Consider the following 18,402-nt stretch of genomic DNA (forward strand, 5'->3'; position numbering starts at 1 on the left):
CGACAGGTGTCCGGTTCCGGTCCAGTCCGTCGTCGGTTCCGCCGAGATGCGTATAAATAACATAAACACCCGTACATGCGCACCCAAACACCTATCCTGCTCTGTCGGGTATCGGTGACAACTGCCAGCGGTATCCCGGTGGTGCAATGAACTACGCACGTACACGACGTGGACTGGTGGTCCTCGTCACCCTCCTGCTCGGGCTGTCGCTCGTGGCGCCGGCCGCCGTAGCCGTCGGGCCCCACGATGACGGTGGGGGCGGTTTCGGCGATGGGCTGTCGTCGGATTCCGATGCCGAATCCGGCGATAGCTTGTTCTCGGACTCCGACTCGGATTCTGGTTCGGGGTCCGACTCCGATTCGAGTGGTGATACGACGACCAGTGGCGGCGACTCCTCCTCGGACACGTCTTCCTCCGACACGCCCTCGTCGGATTCGGACTCCTCTGATTCGTTCGGCTCGGATGATGATACCGACTCGTCGGACTCCTCTGATTCGTTCGGCTCGGATGACGATACCGACTCGTCGGACTCCTCTGACTCGTTCGGCTCGGATGATGATACCAACAGGGAGATACTCCCCAGCGAGGGCGACGACTCGCTGCTCCGGCAGTCACTGCCGTCGCTGGTCTCCGACTCGACGACGGCATCTCTCGACAGCGAGACGGTCAGCGAGACCGACCTCGTCAACGTGGATGCGACCTCGTCCACGAGCGGTACCGGCTACCAAATCGAACTCGTCGAGTTGACCGCCAGCGACGACCCGATTCTCCGGCTGACCGCTACCGGCGGGACGACCGACGGGGTTGCGACGACCCTCACGACGGTCTCCGACGCCCTGAGCGACACCGGTGACCGGCTCACCGCGGGCACGAGCGGGCCCACCGATGCGACGGCCGACACCGCTCGGGTGGCATCGCCCCGGTCCCGTGACCCGGTCGTCCCGGCCGCCGACGCCCCGGCCGCCGTCGAGCCACAAGCTGCGGACGCGGACGGGAGCGGCGATACGGGGGCGATGCGACAGAACGCCGTCGGGGTCGAGGCGCCCATCTCGCCCGAAGACGCTCCCGGCGGCCCAGCCGGAGCCGGCGCGATGGTCGGCCTCCTCGGAGCCGCTGCGGCCGCGGCCACCCGCCAGTCGGGTGCACTCTCGGGCATGACGGGGAGCCTCGAGACGACCGCCCGCACGACCGCGGCGGCGATGCCCGGCTCCAGCTACCTGGACCGCCTCGTCCGGATGCTGGCGCCGTTCCGCTACTCCCGGTACGACGACTCGGACCCGCTCGAACACGACGCCCGCGAGGCGATGTTCGAGGTCGTCGAGGACTCGCCGGGGACGTACCTCTCGGAGATCGCCGACCGGGCCGACATCCCGCTGTCGACGGCCCGCCACCACATCCGTGTGCTGGAGCGCGAGGACCTCGTCAGCGGGGCGAAGGTTCGCGGCAAGCGCCGGTTCTATCCCGCCCACACGGAGGGCGTCGAGCTGGCCGCGGCGATGAACGACGACTCCACCGCGGCGGTCATCGACGCGCTCGCCCGGCTGGGCGCGGCCTCGGTCAGCGACCTGGCCGACGAACTCGGGAAGGACCCCAGCACGGTCACCCATCACGTCCAGCGGCTGGAGGAGGACGAGGTGGTCGTGCGCGAGCGCGACGGCCGCGCCGTCATGAACAAGCTGACCGCCGCCGCCCGGACGATGCTGGAGCCCGAGGAGCCCCCCGCCGAGCGCCCGGCCGCGGGCGAGGCGATGGCCTCGGACTGACCCCCCGCGCCCCCCGATTCGCTTCCTACTCCTCGAGGCTGCTCCCTGCTTCCGTCAACAACGCGATATCCGTCGCCTCGAAAGCCCGGCCACGCTCGAACAGCGCCCGCACCGGGCCGGTCGTCTCCGGGCGGAACTCGACGGTGTAGCCCTGCATCCAGTTCTCCCCACGGAGCCGCCCGGTCTCCGTGTCACGGTCGGTCACCTCGATGGAGTGTGGCGTTCCCTCCACCTCGAACCCGAGACGGTCCCCCTCGACCACGTAGCGCAGCGGCGTCCGGGCGGTGTCCAGCTTCCGGGCGGTGGTCGGGCGGAGGTCCAGTGTCCCGGTTCGTTCTGCACCCTCGTAGGTTCCGGTCCAGCCGTCGCTGCTGCGGCGGAGTTCCAGCGTGTAGCCGACCGGCTCGTTCCGGAGGGTGATGACGCCTTTCAGCGAGTCGACGGCCTCCACGGTTCCGCGGAACCGGCCGCCCCGGACGGTGACGTCCGGGTCGTTGACACGGACCCAGCGCCCGAGTGCGCGCTCGCCGGTCACCAGAACGGCCGCCAGCGCGCTCGCGTCGGGTGCGGGGTCCGCCACCGGTGTGGCCGACTCGTAGACGGATTCCCTGACCGCACGCCGGGCGGCCCGCCGGACGCCCTCGTTCAGGTCCGTCCGGGCGACCTGTGCCAGCACCGACCGCGAGCCAGCCCCAGAATCGAGCCGGTCAGCCGCGCCCAGCGCGAGGCAGGCGGCCCGGCGGACGGGGATGGACTCGTCGCTCAGCAGGTCGACCAGTCGCTCGTGTCGCGTTCCGTCCGCGTGCGGGACGAGGGCACAGAGGCGTGCGGCGTGCTTGCGGACCGGCGGGTGCTCGTCCGTGAGGAGGTCGGTCAGCCGGGCCGCCGGGACGACCGTCGGGTGGCGGGTGGCGAGCCACTCCAGCGCCCACGCGACGCTGTGGCGGACGCTCTCGGACTCGTCGTCGAGCCGGTTTCGAAGCGTGGCCGCCGTCGAGTGGTGGGCCGCCGGGTCCCGGACGATGACCTCCGCGATGGGGCGGGCGACGTTCGCGCGGACGCTGGCCACGGGGTCGTCCAGACCCTCCAGAAGGTCGTCCAGCAGCGGCTCGATAACGGTCGGGTCGTGGGTGCCGACCTCGAAACAGATACGTGCGGCCGCCGTTCGGATGCGGTCGTCGCGGTCGGTCAGCGCACCGACGATCCGGTCGAGGGCTGGGGCCACGAGTCCCGGGTTCCCGGTCGTCGTCTCGACCAGCCGGGACGCCGCCTCCCGGCGTTGCTCGACGGTCTCGCCCTCGAGCAGCGCCGTGACACGGTCGTTCGGCACTCCCATTCACCCCCGATACGGGGGGCCCCGAAGTGTAACTGTCGGTGGGACGGTGTGGCGTGGCACGGGCGGGTCACTCCCACGCCGGGCCGCCCGGTTCGATTTCGTCGGCGCGCTCGCGGAGCCACGCGCGCTGTGCGCGGACCCGTGGCGGCGGGTCGGCGTACGAGTGGTCGAACAGGTCCGCGACCGCGGGCGGCGCGGTCGCCTCGGCGGTCGCGACGGCCTCGTCGGCCTCGTGCTCGGCCCGGTCGTGGGCCGACTCGACGAACGCCTCGTCCGCGATGTCCCGCTCGCGGGCGAACTCGGTGAGTCGCTCCAGCGGGTCGTGCGTGCGCCACTCGGCCACCGCCGCGCGGTCCTCGTAGCGCGAGGGGTCGTCGCTGGTCGTGTGCGGGCCGTGCCGGTGGACGAGCGACTCGACCAGCATCGGTTCGCCGTCGCGCACGCTCGCGAGCGCCTCCGCGACGACCTCGTGGACCGCCAGCGGGTCCGTCCCGTCGACCTGCCGGCCCGCGAAGCCGTACGCCTCGGCCCGTTTCGCGATGCTGTCGGCGGCGGTCTGGCGTTCGCGCGGCGTCGAGATGGCCCAGCCGTTGTTCTCACAGAGGAACAGCACCGGGGCGCCGAACACGCCCGCGACGTTCATCGCCTCGTGGGTGTCGCCCTCGGAGGTGGCGCCGTCGCCCAGGTACGCGACGACCGCCTCGTCGGTCGGGCCGTCGGTGGGGTCCACGAGGCCGGCGGCCACTGCCCCGTCGCGCGTCCGGTCGTCTCGCGGTGGGTCCGGTGCGACGGCGTTCCGGTAGTCGATGGCCATCCCGAAGCCGACGGCGTGGGGTAACTGCGTGGCGATGGGAACCGCCTGCGGGAAGAGCCGAACCTCGTGGTCGGAGACGAACTCCGGGTAGCCGCGCCGGAACAGGAGGACGTCGCTCATCGGAACCCCGCGGGCGAGCGCCATCGCGTTCGTCCGGTAGGTCGGGAACAGCCAGTCCTCGCCGCGCATGGCGTGGGCGGCCGCCACCTGCGACCCCTCCTGCCCCCGGTAGGGCGGGTAGCCGGACATCCAGCCCCGGCGCTGGAGCGAGAGCGCCCGCTCGTCGAAGACGCGGGCACGGATGACGTCGCGGAGGAGGGCACGCACGTCGTCGGCGTCGAGCGAGGTGTCCGCGAGCGACCGCTCCCCGATGACGCGGTACATGCACACCCCCTGTCGGGGGACGTGGTTAGCCGTTGTGGTGGGTACTGTTTTCTCCCAACTGACGAATCAAATATAAAATTCTGGAAACTCCATCTCAATGTGCCCATCTGGCTCTGAAATGGTGGTTCTGTTAGCGTACATTCACGATGTACTGGAAACGACAGCGCCGCTGTCCGGCCTCGGGGTTCGAAGAAGCCGGCAGCCTTAATCCGGTGCCGGAGCCACCGTCGGGCAGTGTTCGGGTCCGATATCGCCCAGCTGGTGCCGCCACGGACCGCTTACGGGACGGTGGCGGACCTGCTCCGGCTGCTGCTCGTGCCGGCGTTCGGCTACGCCGCCTACCGCGACATCCGGACCCGGCGGGTCGACGGGCGCCTGTGGGCCCCGCTCGTCGTCATCGGCGTCGTGGCGCTGTTGCTCGACTTCTCGCGCGTCGGGCTGACCTCGTTCTCCGGGGAGCGGCTGCTGTTCCGCACCGGTCTGTCGCTCGGGCTGGTCGGGGCGCTGGGCTACCTGTTCTGGCGGCTGGGCGCGTTCGGCGGCGCGGACGCGAAGGCCATCATGACGCTCTCGCTGTGTTTCCCGGCGTATCCCGACTACGCGCTCCCGCTCGGGTTCGGCACCATCCCCGACCACCGCGCGACGCTGGGCGTGTTCTCGCTCACCATCCTCACGAACACGGTGCTGGCGGGGCTGGCCTATCCGCTCGTGCTGGCCGCCGGGAACGCCGTTCAGGGCCGGTTCGCGCTTCCGATGTTCATCGGCCGACCCGTCAGCGTTGGCACGCTCGGGGAGACGTACGGCCGGCTGCTGGAGACGCCCGACGGCTTCGACCGCGGCGGGCTGGACCTCGATACGCTCCGGATGTACCTCCGCTGGCGCGGGACGACGCTGTCGGCGGTCCGGAACGACCCGGGGACGTTCCGCGACCCCGACTCGGTTCCGGCGCCCGACGCGCGTGGCGACCCGACCAGCGGCTCCGTCGCGGAGGGCGAGGCGGTGACCGATGGGGGACAACCGGCCGACGCCCCGCCCGTCCCTCGCGTGCCGACGACGGACGAGCCCACCAAGCCGGCCGTCCGCCGGGTCGACGAGTGGGGTGCGGCGACGTTCCTCGACGACGTGGGCTACGCCTACGGCGCGACGGCGGTCGACATCCGCGAGGCGCTCGACCTCCTCTCGGACGCCGAGTGCGAGCGGGTGTGGGTGTCGCCGGGCATCCCGTTCGTCGTCCCCATGTTCGGGGGGCTGCTCGTCTCGCTCGTCGTCGGGGACGTGCTGTTCCTGCTGCTCGGGCTGGGGTGAGCCGAGGCGCTCGCCTCTGGTCGACCCTGCCCCGCGCCCACGAAAAGACCTATCCTCGGGACGGGCCTCGCTCCGGGCATGAGCGAGACCGAGTCCGTGGCGACCGACCTCGCCGTCGACCTGGATTTCGGCGACGACGGGCTGGTCCCCGCCGTCGCCCAGGACGCCGAGAGCGGCGCGGTGCTGATGCTGGCCTATGTCGACGAGGAGGCCCTGGCCGCCACCCGCGAGACGGGCTACGCCCACTACCACTCCCGGTCGCGCGACGAACTCTGGAAGAAGGGCGGCTCCAGCGGCCACGTCCAGCGTGTGCGCGAGGTCCGGGTGGACTGCGACGGTGACGCCCTCCTCTACCGCGTCGAACAGGAGGGCGGCGCCTGCCACACCGGCTTCGAGAGCTGTTTCTACCGGACCCTCGACGGCGAACAGGTCGGCGAGCGTGTCTTCGACCCGGACAGTGTGTACGACGAGACCGACGACGACGGGGACGACGAGGACTGATGGCCGACACGACGTCGAGAACGGCCGGTGACGGTGACGAGCGCGCCGAGTCCCTCATCGCGGACCTCGACGCGGCCGACACGGAGTTCGAGCGCCTCCGCGAGCGTGTCGACGAGTACGGCGTCGACGCACTCGACCGCGTCGCGGGCGCGTGCGAGCAGGTCGACCGGCTGTTCGAGCGCTACGAGGACCGTGCCACCGACTACGACGATTTCCAGGGGTACGTGGAGTTCCAGGACACGTTCGTCGAGTTCGTCGCTGACCTGCCCGAGGACCTGCCCGCCCGGGACGCGTTCGAGGCCGCCGACGAGACGTTCCAGCGCTCTCGCCTGAAGGAGAAGCACTTCGAACAGGCGCGCGAGGACCTCCAGCCCGCCCGCGAACTGGCGCAGCTGTACCAGGACTGGCAGGACGTCCGCCAGCGCTACAGCGACGCCCGATACGCGGTCGCACAGCGACTGGAGACCATCGAGACGCGCATCGCGGACCTCGAACAGACGCTCGAGTGGGGCGAGGCGGACCTGGGCGCGTCGGTCGAGCGCCTGCGCGACCCCATCGAGACGTACGACGGCGCCGTCCGCGAGGCGTTCACCGACCTCCGGCGGGACGCACCGGCGCGGGAGACGCTCGACGTCCTCGCTGCGGCGGCCGACGAGCCGCTGTTGGACGCCCGTCGCCCGCCCAGCCGCCTGCTGGAGTACGTCCACGAGCACGAGGTGGGTGAGGAGTCGGTGACGAAACTGCTGGAGTACGCGGGTTACTCGAACTCGAAACTGAGCCACTACGTCGACGACCCGGCGGCGTTCCAGCGGTGCGTGGCCGCCAACGAGACCTATCTCGACCGGCTCGACGCCGGGTCGCTGACGGTGGGCTGGCCGCCGCCGGCCGCCGAGGAGCTGCGCTGGTGGGCCGACGCGGCCGAATCGGTCGTCCGCCGGTTCGCCCCGGAGGACGTGGTTGCGGCACTTCGGGTGGTCCGGGAGCTGACCCACGACGCCGAGTACGGCCGCCTGCAGACGGCCGCCGTCGCGCGCGCTGAACTGGGCGAGCGCGAGCGCGAGCGCCTACGGAACGGCGCAGTGGAGGCCGACCTCGCCGCGGCGCGCGAGGCGCGGGACCTGCTCGTCAGCGCGCTGGACGAGCACCCGCCGCTGGAGGACCGCCGGACCTAGCTGTCGGTGGCAGTGTTGCTACCGCGAGCGGTCGGACTCGCCGTCCGCACGTCGGTCGGCGTCCGGTCGCCACGGGAGACGCTCAGGACGCGTGCGACGTTCCCTTCCCGGTAGAACAGTTCGGCGGTGTCGCCGAGCCGGACGCTGTTGAAATCACCGCGTGTGAGGCTCGCCTCGCCGCAGCCGCCCGCGCCTTCGGCGTCGGGCGCGCAGTCGTGCCGGACGAGGTAGTCGACGGCGGCGTACTGGCGGTTCAGCGCCTCGCCGAGTGGCTGGGAGACGATGAGTGGCCCGTCCTGCTGGAAGTCGTTCCGGTGGCCCCGGGCGATGGTCCGGGCCTCGTCGATGGCGTCGTAGGCGATGCGGCCGCGGCCGTTCTCGGTCTCGACGACGATGGACTTCGCGCGGACCAGGCCCGTCTGTGTCACGCCGAGCGTGCTCAGGCAGCCGCTCAGAGCCGTCGTCGTGCCGAGTGCCGCCGCGCCGAGCGCCCGGAGCGCTGCCCGTCGTCGCATGGCCGTCGATTCGGGGGGCGGCGCAAGGAGGGTTCCGGTCGCGGCCGGGCTGTCGTGTTCTCCGGCCTCAGACGCTGCCGGTCACGTCCTCGTACGTGCCCGCCTCGTACTCGTCGTCGGGGACCACCACCACACTCCCGAAGCCCTCGCGGTCCTGCAGCATCTCGTGGGCGCGGTCGGTCTCGCTCATCGGCAGCACGTCGCGGACGTACGGCGTGAGCGTGCCGTCCCACACCAGCGAGAGGACGTCGTCCATCTCGCCAGGCGTGCCCATCGTCGAGCCCATGATGTCCAGCTGCTTCCAGAATATCTGGGTGATGTCCGTCTCCGGGTTCGGGCCGGTCGTCGCGCCGCAGGTGACGAGGCGCGCACCCTGCGTGCAGGCCGTGATGGAGTCCTGCCACGTCGCCGCGCCGATGTGGTCGACTACCACGTCCGCGCCGCGGCCGTCGGTGTCGCCCTTGATAGCGCTCACGAAGTCGTCCTCGTCGTAGTTGATGAGGTGGTCGGCGCCACACTCGGCGGCCAGTTCGAGTTTCGCGTCGCTGGACGCGGTGGCCCACACCTCGGCGCCGGCGTTGGCGGCGATCTGGACCGCGGCGTGGCCCACGCCGCCGGAGGCGCCGTGGACGAGGACGTTCTCGCCCTGCTGAACCTCGGCGCGCGTGGTGAGCATCCGCCACGCGGTCTGGAAGACGAGCGGCGCGGCCGCCGCCCGGACGAAGCTGACGTCGTCGGGGATGGGGACGAGGTTGTCCTCGTGCAGCGCCGACAGCTCCGAGTGGACGCCGGTCGTGTGCTCGCCGATGAGCATGAAGTTCTCACACAGCGAGTAGTCGCCGTCCCGGCAGAACTCGCACGTGCCACAGGAGGTGGCGGGCGCGACGGCCACGCGGTCGCCTGCCTCGAACCGGGTCACGTCCTCGCCAACCTCCTGGACGACGCCCGCGCCGTCGCTCCCGGGGATGTGTGGGAACTCGCCGGGGCTCGGCATCCCGCGCCGGGTCCAGACGTCGAGGTGGTTCAGGCCCCCCGCCTTCATCTCGACCAGACACTCGTCGCGGCCGACCTCGGGGTCCGGCAGCTCGTCGTACTGGATGACGTCGGTGTCGCCGTGCTCCTCGTAATAGACTGCCTTCATAGACCGGACGTCGGAGGGCTCGGGCAAAACGGTAGCGGTGGCGGAAGCCGTCCGTCGGCGCCGCTCGACGCAAGACCCATATCCGCCTCGGGGCTATCGCCCACGAATGCGGACCTCGTATCTGGGTGTGGCGGTCCTCCTCGTCGGCCTCGTCGCGATGGGCGCCGGCGCGGCCACCTACGTCGACGCCCAGAACTGCCGGACGGTCGCCGGCCTCTCGGTGACGCCCGTCGAGGACCCGCCCGCGGACCTCACCCGCGTCGCGTACGCGAACCTCACGGACGACCAGCAGCGGGTGTTCGACCAGGTCCGGGGCGCCCGCCAGGCGCTCGTCCAGCGTGGCGTGTTCACCGAGGCACTGGTCGTCCCCTACGAGGGCACCGACTACGTGGTCGCGGTCAGCGAGGAGTCCTCGTGCGGTGACCCCGGCCGCGACGGCGTCCGGGTCCCGCTCCTCGGCGGTGCGGCGCTCCTGCTCGTCGGTGCCGGCGTGGCGAAGTACGGGAGCTGATGACGTACCAGCAGAATTCCTCGGGAACATACTGACTTCGCTCGGAATCCGATGGATTCCGCAGAAATATCTCCGCTCGGCGCTTCCGGTCCCCGCACACTAACCTACCGCCGGGTCGAACGACGGGCCATGACCGATGACGCCGATGCCGACCACGAACCCGACCACAGCCATGGCAGCCACGACGGACACGACCACGACGACCACGGGCACTCACACGACCACGACGACCACGACGACCACGGGCACTCACACGACCACGACGACCACGACGACCACGGGCACTCACACGACCACGACGACCACCACGCCCACGACATCGAGGCCCTCTCTGTCGGCGTGGTCACCGTCTCCTCGTCGCGGAGCGTGAAGGACGACCCCGCGGGCGACGCCATCGTGGCGGCGTTCGAGGATGCGGGACACGAGGTCGCGGTCCGCGAACTCGTCAACGACGACCTCGATGGCATCCAGTCGACGGTCGACCGGCTGGTCGCGCGCGAGGACGTGAACACGGTCGTCACCACCGGTGGGACGGGGGTCACGCCGGACGACGTGACCATCGACGCCGTGCGGCCGGTCCTCCGGACGGAGTTGCCGGGGTTCGGGGAGCTGTTCCGGCGGCTCTCCTACGACGAGGTCGGGACGCGAGTTGTCGGAACGCGCGCGCTCGCGGGCATCGCGCGCGGCGTCCCCGTTTTCTGTATCCCCGGGAGCGAGAACGCCGCACGGCTCGGGACCGAGGAGATAATCGTCCCAGAGGCGCCCCACCTGTCCGGGCTGGCCCGGCGCGACGAGGAAGACGACGAGGAGAACGGGGACGAGGACGACGAGACGGCCTGAGTCGGCCGTCAGATGTCGAGCGGGTCGTCACAGCGAACGACGGCCGGGTCACCGCCCGCGAGTTCCAGGCCGCCGCCGAACGCTGCCACGAGGTCGCGGTTCGTCCGCAGGTGGTCGGTGAGCCGGCGGGTCGTCAGGCGGCCGCCGGCCAGCGCCAGCACCACCGCGAGCTGGTCGGCCGTATGGCTGTCGACGGCCGGCCCCTCCTCGGCCGTCCCGCCCGCCCGCCGGAATCGGTCGAACGCGCCGACGGCATCGCCGGCCACCTCCTCCATCGGTTTGCCCTTCTCCCCGAGGCCCGTGAAGCCGGCCCGGCCGTCCGTGCCGTGGGCCACCACCGTCAGGACGGCGCCCGGGGAGTCGGTCTCGACGTACTCGGGGTGGGTTCCGACCGGGAGCGGGGTCAGGTCGCGGAGCGACTGGCGGGCCGCCCGGGCGCCCCGCTCGGCCACATCGGCATCCACGAGGGGCTCCGCCGCGACGGCGTGGACGTCGAGCCGCTCGGTCGGTCCGATGTCCCGGAGTTCGAGCGGCTGGAGGTCGGCGCTCCCGAGTCGGAAACTGGCCTCGCCGCCGCCGGCTGGGTAGAACCCGTGCCGCGAGACGGCTACGCGGGCATCGAGGCCGGCGCGGCGTGCGAGCGGGAGCTTCACCTGCCGGTAGTGGTCGGTCGTGGGGGCCCACTTCACGTCCGTGCCGCCGGTTGCACGCACGACGAGGTCCTCGCCCTCGTCGAGGGCAGCCGAGAGCGGTACGAGTGCATCGAACACCAGCAGCACACTCCCCGCCGTCCCGATATCCACCTCGTACTCCCCCGGGTGGACGGGTCCGGGCTCGAACGTCAGCGCCTCCGAGCCGTATTCTGCGTCCGTCACCTCGGCGTCGCAGGCGGCCGCGACGGCCTCGACCGCGGCGAGGTGCTGTGATTTGAGCCCCGGTTCCGGGCGGTCCCCTCGGATGCCGGTCATCTCGAATGCACGGCCGGTGACCGCCGAGAGTGCGAGCGCCGTCCGGAGGAGCTGACCGCCGCCAGCGCTCCCGTCGAGGTCGAGCATACCGGCCGTGGGCGCCCGCCCGGCCTCAACCCTGCGGTGGCCCGTCACGGGCTCCCACGGGTCGCGGTCGGCAGGCACTCGTCGCTCCCGGTCGAAGACGGGGCATGGACAAGCAGTCACTCCGCAAGCGGGTGTGGGACGCCCTCGAGGACGAGGGAGCGGCCCGGTTCCCGTTCCCGCCGCATGGTCGCATCCCCAATTTCGCGGGTGCCGACCGAGCGGCCGAGCGCCTCGCCGAGACCGACGCGTGGCGCACGGCCGAGACGGTGAAGGCGAACCCGGACGCCCCCCAGCTTCCGGTCCGCCGGGCCGCGCTCCGGGCGGGCAAGACCGTCTACATGGCGGTCCCGCGGTTGCGTGACGAGCGGTGCTTCCTCGAACTCGACCCCGACGCGCTGGATGATTACGACGCAGCCACGACCGTCAGCGGCATCGGCGAGCACGGCCGGCAGGTCCCCCCCGACGCGATGCCCGACATCGACCTCGTCGTCTCGGGGAGCGTCGCCGTCTCCGAGTCGGGCGCACGGGTCGGCAAGGGCGAGGGATTCAGCGACCTGGAGTGGGCCGTGCTACGGGAACTGGGGCTGGTGGACGATGGAACGCCCGTTGCGACGACTGTCCACGAGTTGCAGGTGCGCGAGGAGGACTGGGCGACCGACGCCCACGACGTGCCGCTGGACCTCGTCGTCACGCCCGAGCGGACGGTGGAGACGGGGAGCGTGGGGAAGCCGAGGGGTATCGACTGGTCGTTGCTCTCGGAGACAGATATCGATGAGATGCCCGTACTCGGGCGGTTCCGGGACGGTAGCGACTGATACCGGACGGGCGGCTACTTCTCCCGGACGACGACGAACTCCGCGAGGTCGCGCAGGTAGTCGACCGCGCGGGAGTCCCGATGGGTCGCGGTGTCGAGCGCGGCGAGCGCGGCGTCGGATTCGTCCCGGGCGCGCTGGTTGGCCTGCGCGGGCGAGAGGTCGGTCACCTGGACGATGGAGGGGCGCTCCATCTCGGCGTCCTGCCCCGTGGGCTTGCCGAGTTCCTCGGGGTCGGCCGTCTCGTCCAGCACGTCGTCGCGGATCTGGAAGGCGACGCCGACCCGTTCGGCGTACTCGCCGAACGCCTCGACGCGGTAGGGGTCGGCGTCGGCTGCGACCGCGCCGAGTTCGGCGGCCGCGCGGAACAGCGCGCCCGTCTTCCGGCGTGCGAGGTCCATGTACTCCGCTTCGTCGCTCGGTATCGCGACGAGTTCGGTGGCCTCGCCCATCCCCAGCTCCACCATCGCCTCGGCCACTATCTGCATCGCGTGCTCGTCCGCGGAGAACAGGTCGAAGGCCTCGCCCAGCAGGCCGTCGGAGGCGATGATGGCCGGGCCGTGGCCGAACGCGACGTGGGCGGCGGTCTCCCCCCGGCGCAGGTCCGACTCGTCGATGATGTCGTCGACGACGAGCGAGGCGTTGTGGACGAGTTCGACCCCGACGGCGAAGTCCACGGCGACCGAGTCCTCGGCCAGCGGGTCGCCGCCGGCGGCCTCGCAGGCGAGCATCGTCAGGGTGGGGCGGACACGCTTGCCCCCCGACAGCGAGACGTGCCGGACCTGGTCGGCCAGCGCCGACGGCTCCACCCCATCGAGGACGGCCTCCAGCCGGTCCTCGACCAGGCTCCGCCGACGTTCCAGATACTCCATCACCAGAAGAGAGGCCCGGAGCCCGGAAGTACGTGACGGAGTCGGGCACCCGCTCGGGTACCGCCTCCCGCTCCGCGGTCCAACCACGGGGGTCGTTTACCCGGAGCATCCCGGTACCTCGCCAGGCTACGTATCTAGTGTCAAGACACTCCCCCATCGCCCCCTTCCGTTCGGGTATGTTCACGTTCCAGCCCATCGTGCTCGCGGCCGCCGTCACCGGCATCCTCGCCGCGGCGGTCTTCCTCTCGGTCGCGGTCGTCGCCTGGCTGCGCGGCGGCAGGTCGCGAGGCGCCGCTCGACGACTCGCACCGATGACGGTCATGCCCGCCGTCGCCGCGTTCTTCCTCTCGTCGCTCGTCATCGCCGGGACGCTCCCGGCCGCCGCGCCGCTTGCCGGTGTCATTCTCGTGACCGGCGGACTGGTCCCGCCCATGCGGTCGCTGTGGCGGACGCCCCCGGAGCCGCGGACCTCGCGGCGGACGGCCCACACTGCCGACTGAGGCGAGGCCGACGCCATCTGTTGCTGCGAGCAGTTCTCCTCGACACGCGGCCCCGATACGCGGGACCGCGGCCCGTGCGTGACCTTCCTGCCAGTGCCACCGCTAGTCGGGCGGCGAAAGAAAGGAACGAGTGGGACGGTGACCGGCTACAGGTTCGGCGCCTCGCCGCCGAACTCCTCGATGAGCTCGGGGACGACGTCGAACAGGTCGTCGACGATGCCGTAGTCGGCGAGGTCGTAGATGGGTGCGTTCGGGTCCGTGTTGATGGCGACGATGGTGTCGGCGCCCTTCATGCCGGCGACGTGCTGGACGGCGCCGGAGATGCCGATAGCGATGTAGACGTCCGGCGTGACGACCTTGCCGGACTGGCCGACCTGCCGGTTCTTCGGCAGCCAGCCGTTGTCCACGATGGGCCGGGACGAGGAGAGCGTCGCGCCGAGCGTCTCGGCGAGTTCCTCGACGAGGACGAGGTTCTCCTCCTCCTCGATACCACGGCCGATGGAGACGAGCACGTCGGCCTCGGTGATGTCGACGTCGCCGCCGCCGACCTCCTCGAAGCCGGTGACCTCGGAGCCGATGGCGTCCTCGTCGATGTCGACATCGACGGCACCGACCTCGGCGTCGCCGTCACCCTCGGCCTGGGGCCATTCGGCCGGCCGGACGGTGAGAGCGTACTGGTCGGCCTCGACGTCGTACGTCGTCTCGACCTTGCCACCGTACTGCTCGCGGGTGACCTCTGTCGTGTCGCCGCCGTCGAGCGCGATGGCGTCGGTCACGAGCGGGAGGTCGAGGTCGTCGGCCACGGCCGGGGCGTAGTCGAGCCCGTTGACCGTGTTCGGCATGAGCAGCACGTCCGCGCCGCTTGCCTCGTACAGCTGCGGGATGGCCTGCGCGTAGACGTCGTGGTTGAACTCCTCGCCGTGGTCGACGGTGTGGATAGCGTCGACACCGTCACGGTTCAGGTCGTCGGCGAACGAGTCCACGTCACCGGAGATAACACCGAGGTGGAGTTCGCCACCGAGTTCGTCCGCCAGCTCGCGCCCGGCGGTGATGACCTCGTAGGAGACGTCGCGGAGCTCGCCGCGCCGGTGCTCCGTAATCGCGAGGACCGTCATCCCTCGACCACCCCCTTATCACGGAGGAAGTCAGCCAGCTCGCCCGCGGTCTCCTCGGGCGAGCCCTCCCAGAGGGTGGCGTCGCTCTCGGACTCGGGCTCGTACATCGACGTGCGGGAGACGTCGGACTCCAGCGTCGACTCGTCGAGCCCCAGGTCGCCCAGCTCCTGGACGTCGAGGGGCTTCTGCTGGGCCTGGCGGATGCCGCGCAGACTCGCGTAGCGCGGCTCGTTGATACCGGACTGGATGGTGAGGACGGCGGGCGTCTGCACGTCTGTCAGCTCCTCGATGCCACCCTCCAGCTCGCGGTGGACGTGTGCCACGCCGCCCTCGATGTCGAGGTCGAGCGTATTGACGACGGCGGCCCACTCCATGTCCAGCTTGTTCGCCAGCGCGACACCGGTCGCGCCGTTGGAGTCGTCGGCTGCCTGGACGCCGGAGAAGATGAGGTCGGGCTCTTCCTCCTCGGCGACCGCGGCCAGCAGCTCGGCCTTGGCCTCGACGGAGAGGTAGTCTGCGCCCGCAAGGGAATCGTCCCAGACACGGATGGCCCGGTCCGCGCCTTTCGCGAGCGCCATCCGGATGGTCTCCTCGGACCGCTCGGGCCCGATGGTGACCGTCACCACTTCCACGTCGTCGTTCTCCTCACTGGTCTGGACGGCCTCCTCTACGGCGTAGTCGTCCCACTCGTTGAGGTCGTACTCGAGGTAGCTCTCGTCGACGTCGAGTCCAGAGATCTGGAACTCGTCCTCGACCTCGGCCACCTCTTTCACGGTGACGAGTATCTTCATGCTAGTCGTTACAACCCAGCAGTCGTTGGTGAATAAACGTTTCCGAACGGCCCGAGCAGCGTCGCCGTTGGCCGGCGATATGAGGGCTGTTCAAGCTGATTCCGATCGCCACGCCCCACGGTGTCGGCAAGATTCGCCCGGGCTGTCACTCCTCGTCCAGTTCGGTCACGTCCTCACCGGGAAGGCTGATGAGGTTCTCCCGGCCGATACGGAGCTTGTCGATGCGGTCCGCCTCGTCCATCGCGGACAGCAGCTGGGACACCTTCGCGTTCGACCAGCCCGTTTCGGAGACGATGTTGGCCTGTTTCATCCGCCCGCCGTTGCGTTCGAGCAACCGCTCGACCCGCTCCTCGTCGCTGAGAAGCTCCGTGTCCGTCTCGGTGTCGTCCGGTGCCTCCGCGTCTTCAGCGGCGGCAGCACCGCCGCCGGCCGCTCCCGCTCCGTCCCCAGCACCTGTCTCGGTATCGCCGGCCGCGCCGCCATCGTTTCCACTCTCCGACCCCGCCGGTGCGGGGCTGTCGTCGTCACGCCGTCGCTGGAGCACGAGCAGCACGGCACCGACCAGAAGCAGCCCGCCGATTCCGCCGACGACGAGCAGCTCGGCGGGGAGCGGCGAGCCGGGTGTCGGCGTGGCTGTCGGCGTCGGCGAGCCGGGTGTCGGCGTGGCTGTCGGCGTCGGAGCCCCGTTGCGCTCGTAGGTCGCCGCCACGTCCCCGGGTTCGAAGGTCGCCGGGCCCTCCCACCGGAGAACGCCGGCCCGCGGGGTGGTCGTCGCCGTGAAGACCCCGTATCCCCGTGGGGGACGGATCTCGAGCGTCTGTCCGGCCGCCAGCCCGGGGAGCCACGTCCCCTCGCTCGTGTTGAACGCGGAGCCGAACCGGAGTCGGTCGTCAGTCCCCCGTGCGAAGCCGGTCCAGGTGAAGTTCAACGTGAGGTGCCCGGCCGCGGTCCCGTTCTCCCGTTCGACGACTGTGGCGTTCCGCTCGACCGCCCGGATGGACATCGACCGGTTGACCGTCGCGTTGGCTTCGCGGTTGGCGCGCCGGAACGTCGTGACATCGAATCCGACATCCGCGTCACCGCGTTCGTATCGGCGCGCGAGGTCTTCGAAGGCGGCGCGGTCGCTCTCGTTCTCGAGGTCGAACGCCGTCACGACCGACCATCGTGCGTCCCCGTTCGGCTGGAGCTGTACGACGAGCGTGGTCCCGTCGCGGGGTGGCGTCTCCGACTGGACCGCGGCGATATCGGCCGAATCGGTGTCCAGGACGGGGCTCGCAGGAGCCGGTGCTGTCGCCGTGGCCGGGGCGGTCGCAGCGACAACGACCATCGCGGCGAGGACGGCGAGGGCAAGCGTCGGCTGGAGGGCGGCACACGACCTCGCCCGCATACGGTGCGGGTGGCGGTGGAGTGGGGAAAACGCTTTCCATCGGGGAATGAAACGTCTCCGCGCCGGATGAAACGTCTCAGGCCTGCTGCACCCGTCTCGTGTCGCCGTTGTCGGTGCCGCGGGCTTCCCCTCGGACGCGACGGACGACTTTTTACTCCCTGGGTCGGAGGGGTGTGACATGAGCGGTCCCCGTTCCCTCCACGCGCCTGCTATCGCGGCCACGCTGGTGCTCGCGGCCGCGCTGGTGCTCGCTCCCGTCGCGGGACTCCCCGCTGTCGGCGGGACCTCCGCCACTCCGTCCGTCCCGACCCCGGCGCCGGCCCCACCGTCGGATGCGCCTCAGACGGTCGCCGGTGGTGACTACGCCGACACGCGTGCTGCCGACGCGCGGCTGCCGGCAGCCCTCCGCGAGCCGGTCCGCTCCGAGCGGAACACGACCGCGTATCTGACGCTCGCGGCGGACCTGGAGACCCGCCAGTTCGGGACGGCCACGTTCGACGTGGGCGGTGCCGTCGCGACCGACGGCGGTTCGACGCACTCGACCTACGAGACGACCTGGCTCCGGTCGTCGTTCACCGATGTCGGCGACAATCGAACGGAGCGCCAGCGCGTCGTCGAACGCAGTGCCGACCGGCTGGACGCCCGCATCACCGCCCTCGAGCGTCGCGAGAGCCGTGCACTCGAACGGTACAACAGCGATGCCATCTCCGCCCGGTCGTATCTGCGCGAGCTGGCCGCTATCGACCGGGCTGCAGGGTCACTCCGTGAGGCTGTCAACCTCCTGCACACGTACAGCTCGGCGGTCGGACAGCCGGTCTCCGAGCGCCGTATCGCGGCCCAGAAGGTCCGTCTGCTGTCGCTCGAAGGCCCCGTCCGTGCCCAGGTCGCGGCGTCCATGTACGGGGACCAGCCGCCGACGCGGGTCTACATCGAGACCTCCAGCCAGGGCGTCATCCTCGCCACCATCGACCGCGGCCCCTTCACGCAGGAGTACCTCCGGGAGGCGTACGTCCCGTCGGCTCGCGACCCCGATGGAACCGACCGGTTCGGGCAGAGCGGTGAGAAACTCGAGGCCGCCAGGGACCAGGCTGCAGCACTCTACCCCTGGGCCTTCGAGAACCAGGGCGGCACCTCCATCGGGACGTTCACCGGCGAGCCGTTCCTCTACAAAGCCGGCGTCTACTCCGTCCGTGTCGGGCATCCCCACGGGACGAGCCGGACGTACGACCTCATCACGTTCCTCGACGGTGGGACCCGGGATGTCTTCCGCGAGATCCAGTACAAGGACCTCTCCGCCGTGCCGACGGTGTTCGCCGACGAGAACACCTCCGACGGCGTCCGCCTCGCCGTCGAGCGGACCAGAACCGGCGGCCCGATGCGCGTGACGGTGACGAACGCAGCCACGGGGGAACCGATTCAGGCAACCGTCCTCGTCAACGGCGAGCGCGTTGGAACGACCGACATCGAGGGGGAGCGCTGGGTCGTCGCCCCCGGACCGACCGCGACGGTCACCGTCGCCTCCGAGGGGGCGAACGTCTCGACGACCGTCTTCAGCGACGGCGCGCCGACGGGCTGAGTCGGACACCCG

18 protein-coding genes are annotated in these 18,402 nt (G+C 70.7%); 9 read left to right on the top strand and 9 right to left on the bottom strand.

Features of this window, described 5'->3' with window-relative positions; genetic code table 11:
- Positions 1-146 precede the first annotated feature (146 nt).
- Positions 147-1,763 (top strand): winged helix-turn-helix transcriptional regulator, encoded by a 1,617-nt coding sequence (locus NL115_RS12605; protein ID WP_254829710.1) that lies wholly within the window; start codon positions 147-149, stop codon positions 1,761-1,763.
- A gap of 25 nt (positions 1,764-1,788) precedes the next feature.
- On the opposite strand, the gene NL115_RS12610 is transcribed toward NL115_RS12605, so the two are convergent.
- Together NL115_RS12610 and NL115_RS12615 are read right to left on the bottom strand one after the other, a co-directional pair.
- A complete protein-coding gene (locus NL115_RS12610; protein ID WP_254829711.1) occupies positions 1,789-3,099 on the bottom strand; it encodes a HEAT repeat domain-containing protein in 1,311 nt (436 codons plus the stop codon).
- 67 nt (positions 3,100-3,166) lie between these two features.
- The gene (locus NL115_RS12615) at positions 3,167-4,297 is read right to left on the bottom strand and encodes a thiamine pyrophosphate-dependent enzyme (protein ID WP_254829712.1); all 1,131 of its coding nucleotides are present in this window, start codon (positions 4,295-4,297) and stop codon (positions 3,167-3,169) included.
- 234 nt (positions 4,298-4,531) lie between these two features.
- On the opposite strand from NL115_RS12615, the gene NL115_RS12620 reads away from it, so the two are divergent.
- The 3 genes from NL115_RS12620 to NL115_RS12630 all read left to right on the top strand — a co-directional run bounded on the left by NL115_RS12620 (position 4,532) and on the right by NL115_RS12630 (position 7,275).
- Positions 4,532-5,602, top strand: a complete 1,071-nt coding sequence (locus NL115_RS12620) for an A24 family peptidase (RefSeq protein WP_254829713.1) — start codon at positions 4,532-4,534, stop codon at positions 5,600-5,602.
- A 78-nt stretch (positions 5,603-5,680) separates the two neighbouring features.
- The gene (hisI, locus tag NL115_RS12625) at positions 5,681-6,103 is read left to right on the top strand and encodes a phosphoribosyl-AMP cyclohydrolase (protein WP_254829714.1); all 423 of its coding nucleotides are present in this window, start codon (positions 5,681-5,683) and stop codon (positions 6,101-6,103) included.
- On the top strand, positions 6,103-7,275 hold the full coding sequence (locus NL115_RS12630) for a DUF7118 family protein (protein ID WP_254829715.1): 1,173 nt from the start codon (positions 6,103-6,105) through the stop codon (positions 7,273-7,275). The genes hisI and NL115_RS12630 overlap by 1 nt, the downstream gene beginning before the upstream one ends.
- Here the strand turns inward: NL115_RS12630 and NL115_RS12635 are convergent.
- Complete coding sequence (locus NL115_RS12635; protein WP_254829716.1) at positions 7,272-7,790, bottom strand: hypothetical protein; 519 nt, start codon at positions 7,788-7,790, stop codon at positions 7,272-7,274. The two genes, NL115_RS12630 and NL115_RS12635, sit on opposite strands and share 4 nt — an antisense overlap.
- A gap of 67 nt (positions 7,791-7,857) precedes the next feature.
- A complete protein-coding gene (locus NL115_RS12640; protein ID WP_254829717.1) occupies positions 7,858-8,931 on the bottom strand; it encodes a zinc-binding dehydrogenase in 1,074 nt (357 codons plus the stop codon).
- Positions 8,932-9,037: 106 nt separating this feature from the next.
- Between NL115_RS12640 and NL115_RS12645 the strand changes: the two genes are divergently transcribed.
- Positions 9,038-9,442 (top strand): DUF7979 domain-containing protein, encoded by a 405-nt coding sequence (locus NL115_RS12645; protein ID WP_254829718.1) that lies wholly within the window; start codon positions 9,038-9,040, stop codon positions 9,440-9,442.
- A gap of 129 nt (positions 9,443-9,571) precedes the next feature.
- Positions 9,572-10,282 carry a MogA/MoaB family molybdenum cofactor biosynthesis protein gene (locus tag NL115_RS12650; protein ID WP_254829719.1) on the top strand — a complete coding sequence of 237 codons (711 nt, stop codon included), beginning with the start codon at positions 9,572-9,574 and terminating at the stop codon, positions 10,280-10,282.
- 8 nt (positions 10,283-10,290) lie between these two features.
- On the opposite strand, the gene rtcA is transcribed toward NL115_RS12650, so the two are convergent.
- Entirely contained in the window at positions 10,291-11,337 is a 1,047-nt protein-coding gene (gene rtcA, locus NL115_RS12655) for an RNA 3'-terminal phosphate cyclase (RefSeq protein ID WP_254829720.1), read from the bottom strand.
- 104 nt (positions 11,338-11,441) lie between these two features.
- Between rtcA and NL115_RS12660 the strand changes: the two genes are divergently transcribed.
- A complete protein-coding gene (locus NL115_RS12660; protein ID WP_254829721.1) occupies positions 11,442-12,152 on the top strand; it encodes a 5-formyltetrahydrofolate cyclo-ligase in 711 nt (236 codons plus the stop codon).
- A gap of 14 nt (positions 12,153-12,166) precedes the next feature.
- Here the strand turns inward: NL115_RS12660 and NL115_RS12665 are convergent, their stop codons facing one another.
- Complete coding sequence (locus NL115_RS12665; RefSeq protein ID WP_254829722.1) at positions 12,167-13,021, bottom strand: polyprenyl synthetase family protein; 855 nt, start codon at positions 13,019-13,021, stop codon at positions 12,167-12,169.
- Positions 13,022-13,197: 176 nt separating this feature from the next.
- On the opposite strand from NL115_RS12665, the gene NL115_RS12670 reads away from it, so the two are divergent.
- A complete protein-coding gene (locus NL115_RS12670; RefSeq protein ID WP_254829723.1) occupies positions 13,198-13,521 on the top strand; it encodes a hypothetical protein in 324 nt (107 codons plus the stop codon).
- 146 nt (positions 13,522-13,667) lie between these two features.
- Here NL115_RS12670 and NL115_RS12675 read toward each other — a convergent pair whose 3' ends face one another.
- From NL115_RS12675 to NL115_RS12685, 3 genes are all read right to left on the bottom strand, one after another.
- The gene (locus NL115_RS12675; RefSeq protein WP_254829724.1) at positions 13,668-14,636 is read right to left on the bottom strand and encodes an electron transfer flavoprotein subunit alpha/FixB family protein; all 969 of its coding nucleotides are present in this window, start codon (positions 14,634-14,636) and stop codon (positions 13,668-13,670) included.
- The gene (locus NL115_RS12680) at positions 14,633-15,427 is read right to left on the bottom strand and encodes an electron transfer flavoprotein subunit beta/FixA family protein (protein ID WP_254829725.1); all 795 of its coding nucleotides are present in this window, start codon (positions 15,425-15,427) and stop codon (positions 14,633-14,635) included. Before NL115_RS12680 ends, NL115_RS12675 begins: the two co-directional genes overlap by 4 nt.
- A gap of 145 nt (positions 15,428-15,572) precedes the next feature.
- Entirely contained in the window at positions 15,573-16,814 is a 1,242-nt protein-coding gene (locus NL115_RS12685; protein ID WP_254829726.1) for a helix-turn-helix transcriptional regulator, read from the bottom strand.
- A 178-nt stretch (positions 16,815-16,992) separates the two neighbouring features.
- Between NL115_RS12685 and NL115_RS12690 the strand changes: the two genes are divergently transcribed.
- Positions 16,993-18,390, top strand: coding sequence for a DUF7096 domain-containing protein (locus NL115_RS12690; RefSeq protein WP_254829727.1), 1,398 nt, complete (start codon positions 16,993-16,995; stop codon positions 18,388-18,390).
- The last annotated feature ends 12 nt before the right edge of the window (positions 18,391-18,402 follow it).

The organism is Haloglomus salinum (assembly GCF_024298825.1).
GTDB lineage: Archaea > Halobacteriota > Halobacteria > Halobacteriales > Haloarculaceae > Haloglomus > Haloglomus salinum.

Excerpts from the sequence above, each read along its gene's own strand:
- NL115_RS12665 (WP_254829722.1), bottom strand. The coding sequence starts at position 13,021 with ATGGAGTATCTGGAACGTCGGCGGAGCCTGGTCGAGGACCGGCTGGAG.
- NL115_RS12675 (WP_254829724.1), bottom strand. The coding sequence starts at position 14,636 with ATGACGGTCCTCGCGATTACGGAGCACCGGCGCGGCGAGCTCCGCGAC.
- NL115_RS12670 (WP_254829723.1), top strand. The coding sequence starts at position 13,198 with ATGTTCACGTTCCAGCCCATCGTGCTCGCGGCCGCCGTCACCGGCATC.
- NL115_RS12630 (WP_254829715.1), top strand. The coding sequence starts at position 6,103 with ATGGCCGACACGACGTCGAGAACGGCCGGTGACGGTGACGAGCGCGCC.
- NL115_RS12615 (WP_254829712.1), bottom strand. The coding sequence starts at position 4,297 with ATGTACCGCGTCATCGGGGAGCGGTCGCTCGCGGACACCTCGCTCGAC.
- NL115_RS12605 (WP_254829710.1), top strand. The coding sequence starts at position 147 with ATGAACTACGCACGTACACGACGTGGACTGGTGGTCCTCGTCACCCTC.
- NL115_RS12640 (WP_254829717.1), bottom strand. The coding sequence starts at position 8,931 with ATGAAGGCAGTCTATTACGAGGAGCACGGCGACACCGACGTCATCCAG.
- NL115_RS12685 (WP_254829726.1), bottom strand. The coding sequence starts at position 16,814 with ATGCGGGCGAGGTCGTGTGCCGCCCTCCAGCCGACGCTTGCCCTCGCC.
- NL115_RS12680 (WP_254829725.1), bottom strand. The coding sequence starts at position 15,427 with ATGAAGATACTCGTCACCGTGAAAGAGGTGGCCGAGGTCGAGGACGAG.
- NL115_RS12610 (WP_254829711.1), bottom strand. The coding sequence starts at position 3,099 with ATGGGAGTGCCGAACGACCGTGTCACGGCGCTGCTCGAGGGCGAGACC.
- NL115_RS12635 (WP_254829716.1), bottom strand. The coding sequence starts at position 7,790 with ATGCGACGACGGGCAGCGCTCCGGGCGCTCGGCGCGGCGGCACTCGGC.
- NL115_RS12660 (WP_254829721.1), top strand. The coding sequence starts at position 11,442 with ATGGACAAGCAGTCACTCCGCAAGCGGGTGTGGGACGCCCTCGAGGAC.
- NL115_RS12645 (WP_254829718.1), top strand. The coding sequence starts at position 9,038 with ATGCGGACCTCGTATCTGGGTGTGGCGGTCCTCCTCGTCGGCCTCGTC.
- rtcA (WP_254829720.1), bottom strand. The coding sequence starts at position 11,337 with ATGCTCGACCTCGACGGGAGCGCTGGCGGCGGTCAGCTCCTCCGGACG.
- NL115_RS12690 (WP_254829727.1), top strand. The coding sequence starts at position 16,993 with ATGAGCGGTCCCCGTTCCCTCCACGCGCCTGCTATCGCGGCCACGCTG.
- NL115_RS12650 (WP_254829719.1), top strand. The coding sequence starts at position 9,572 with ATGACCGATGACGCCGATGCCGACCACGAACCCGACCACAGCCATGGC.
- hisI (WP_254829714.1), top strand. The coding sequence starts at position 5,681 with ATGAGCGAGACCGAGTCCGTGGCGACCGACCTCGCCGTCGACCTGGAT.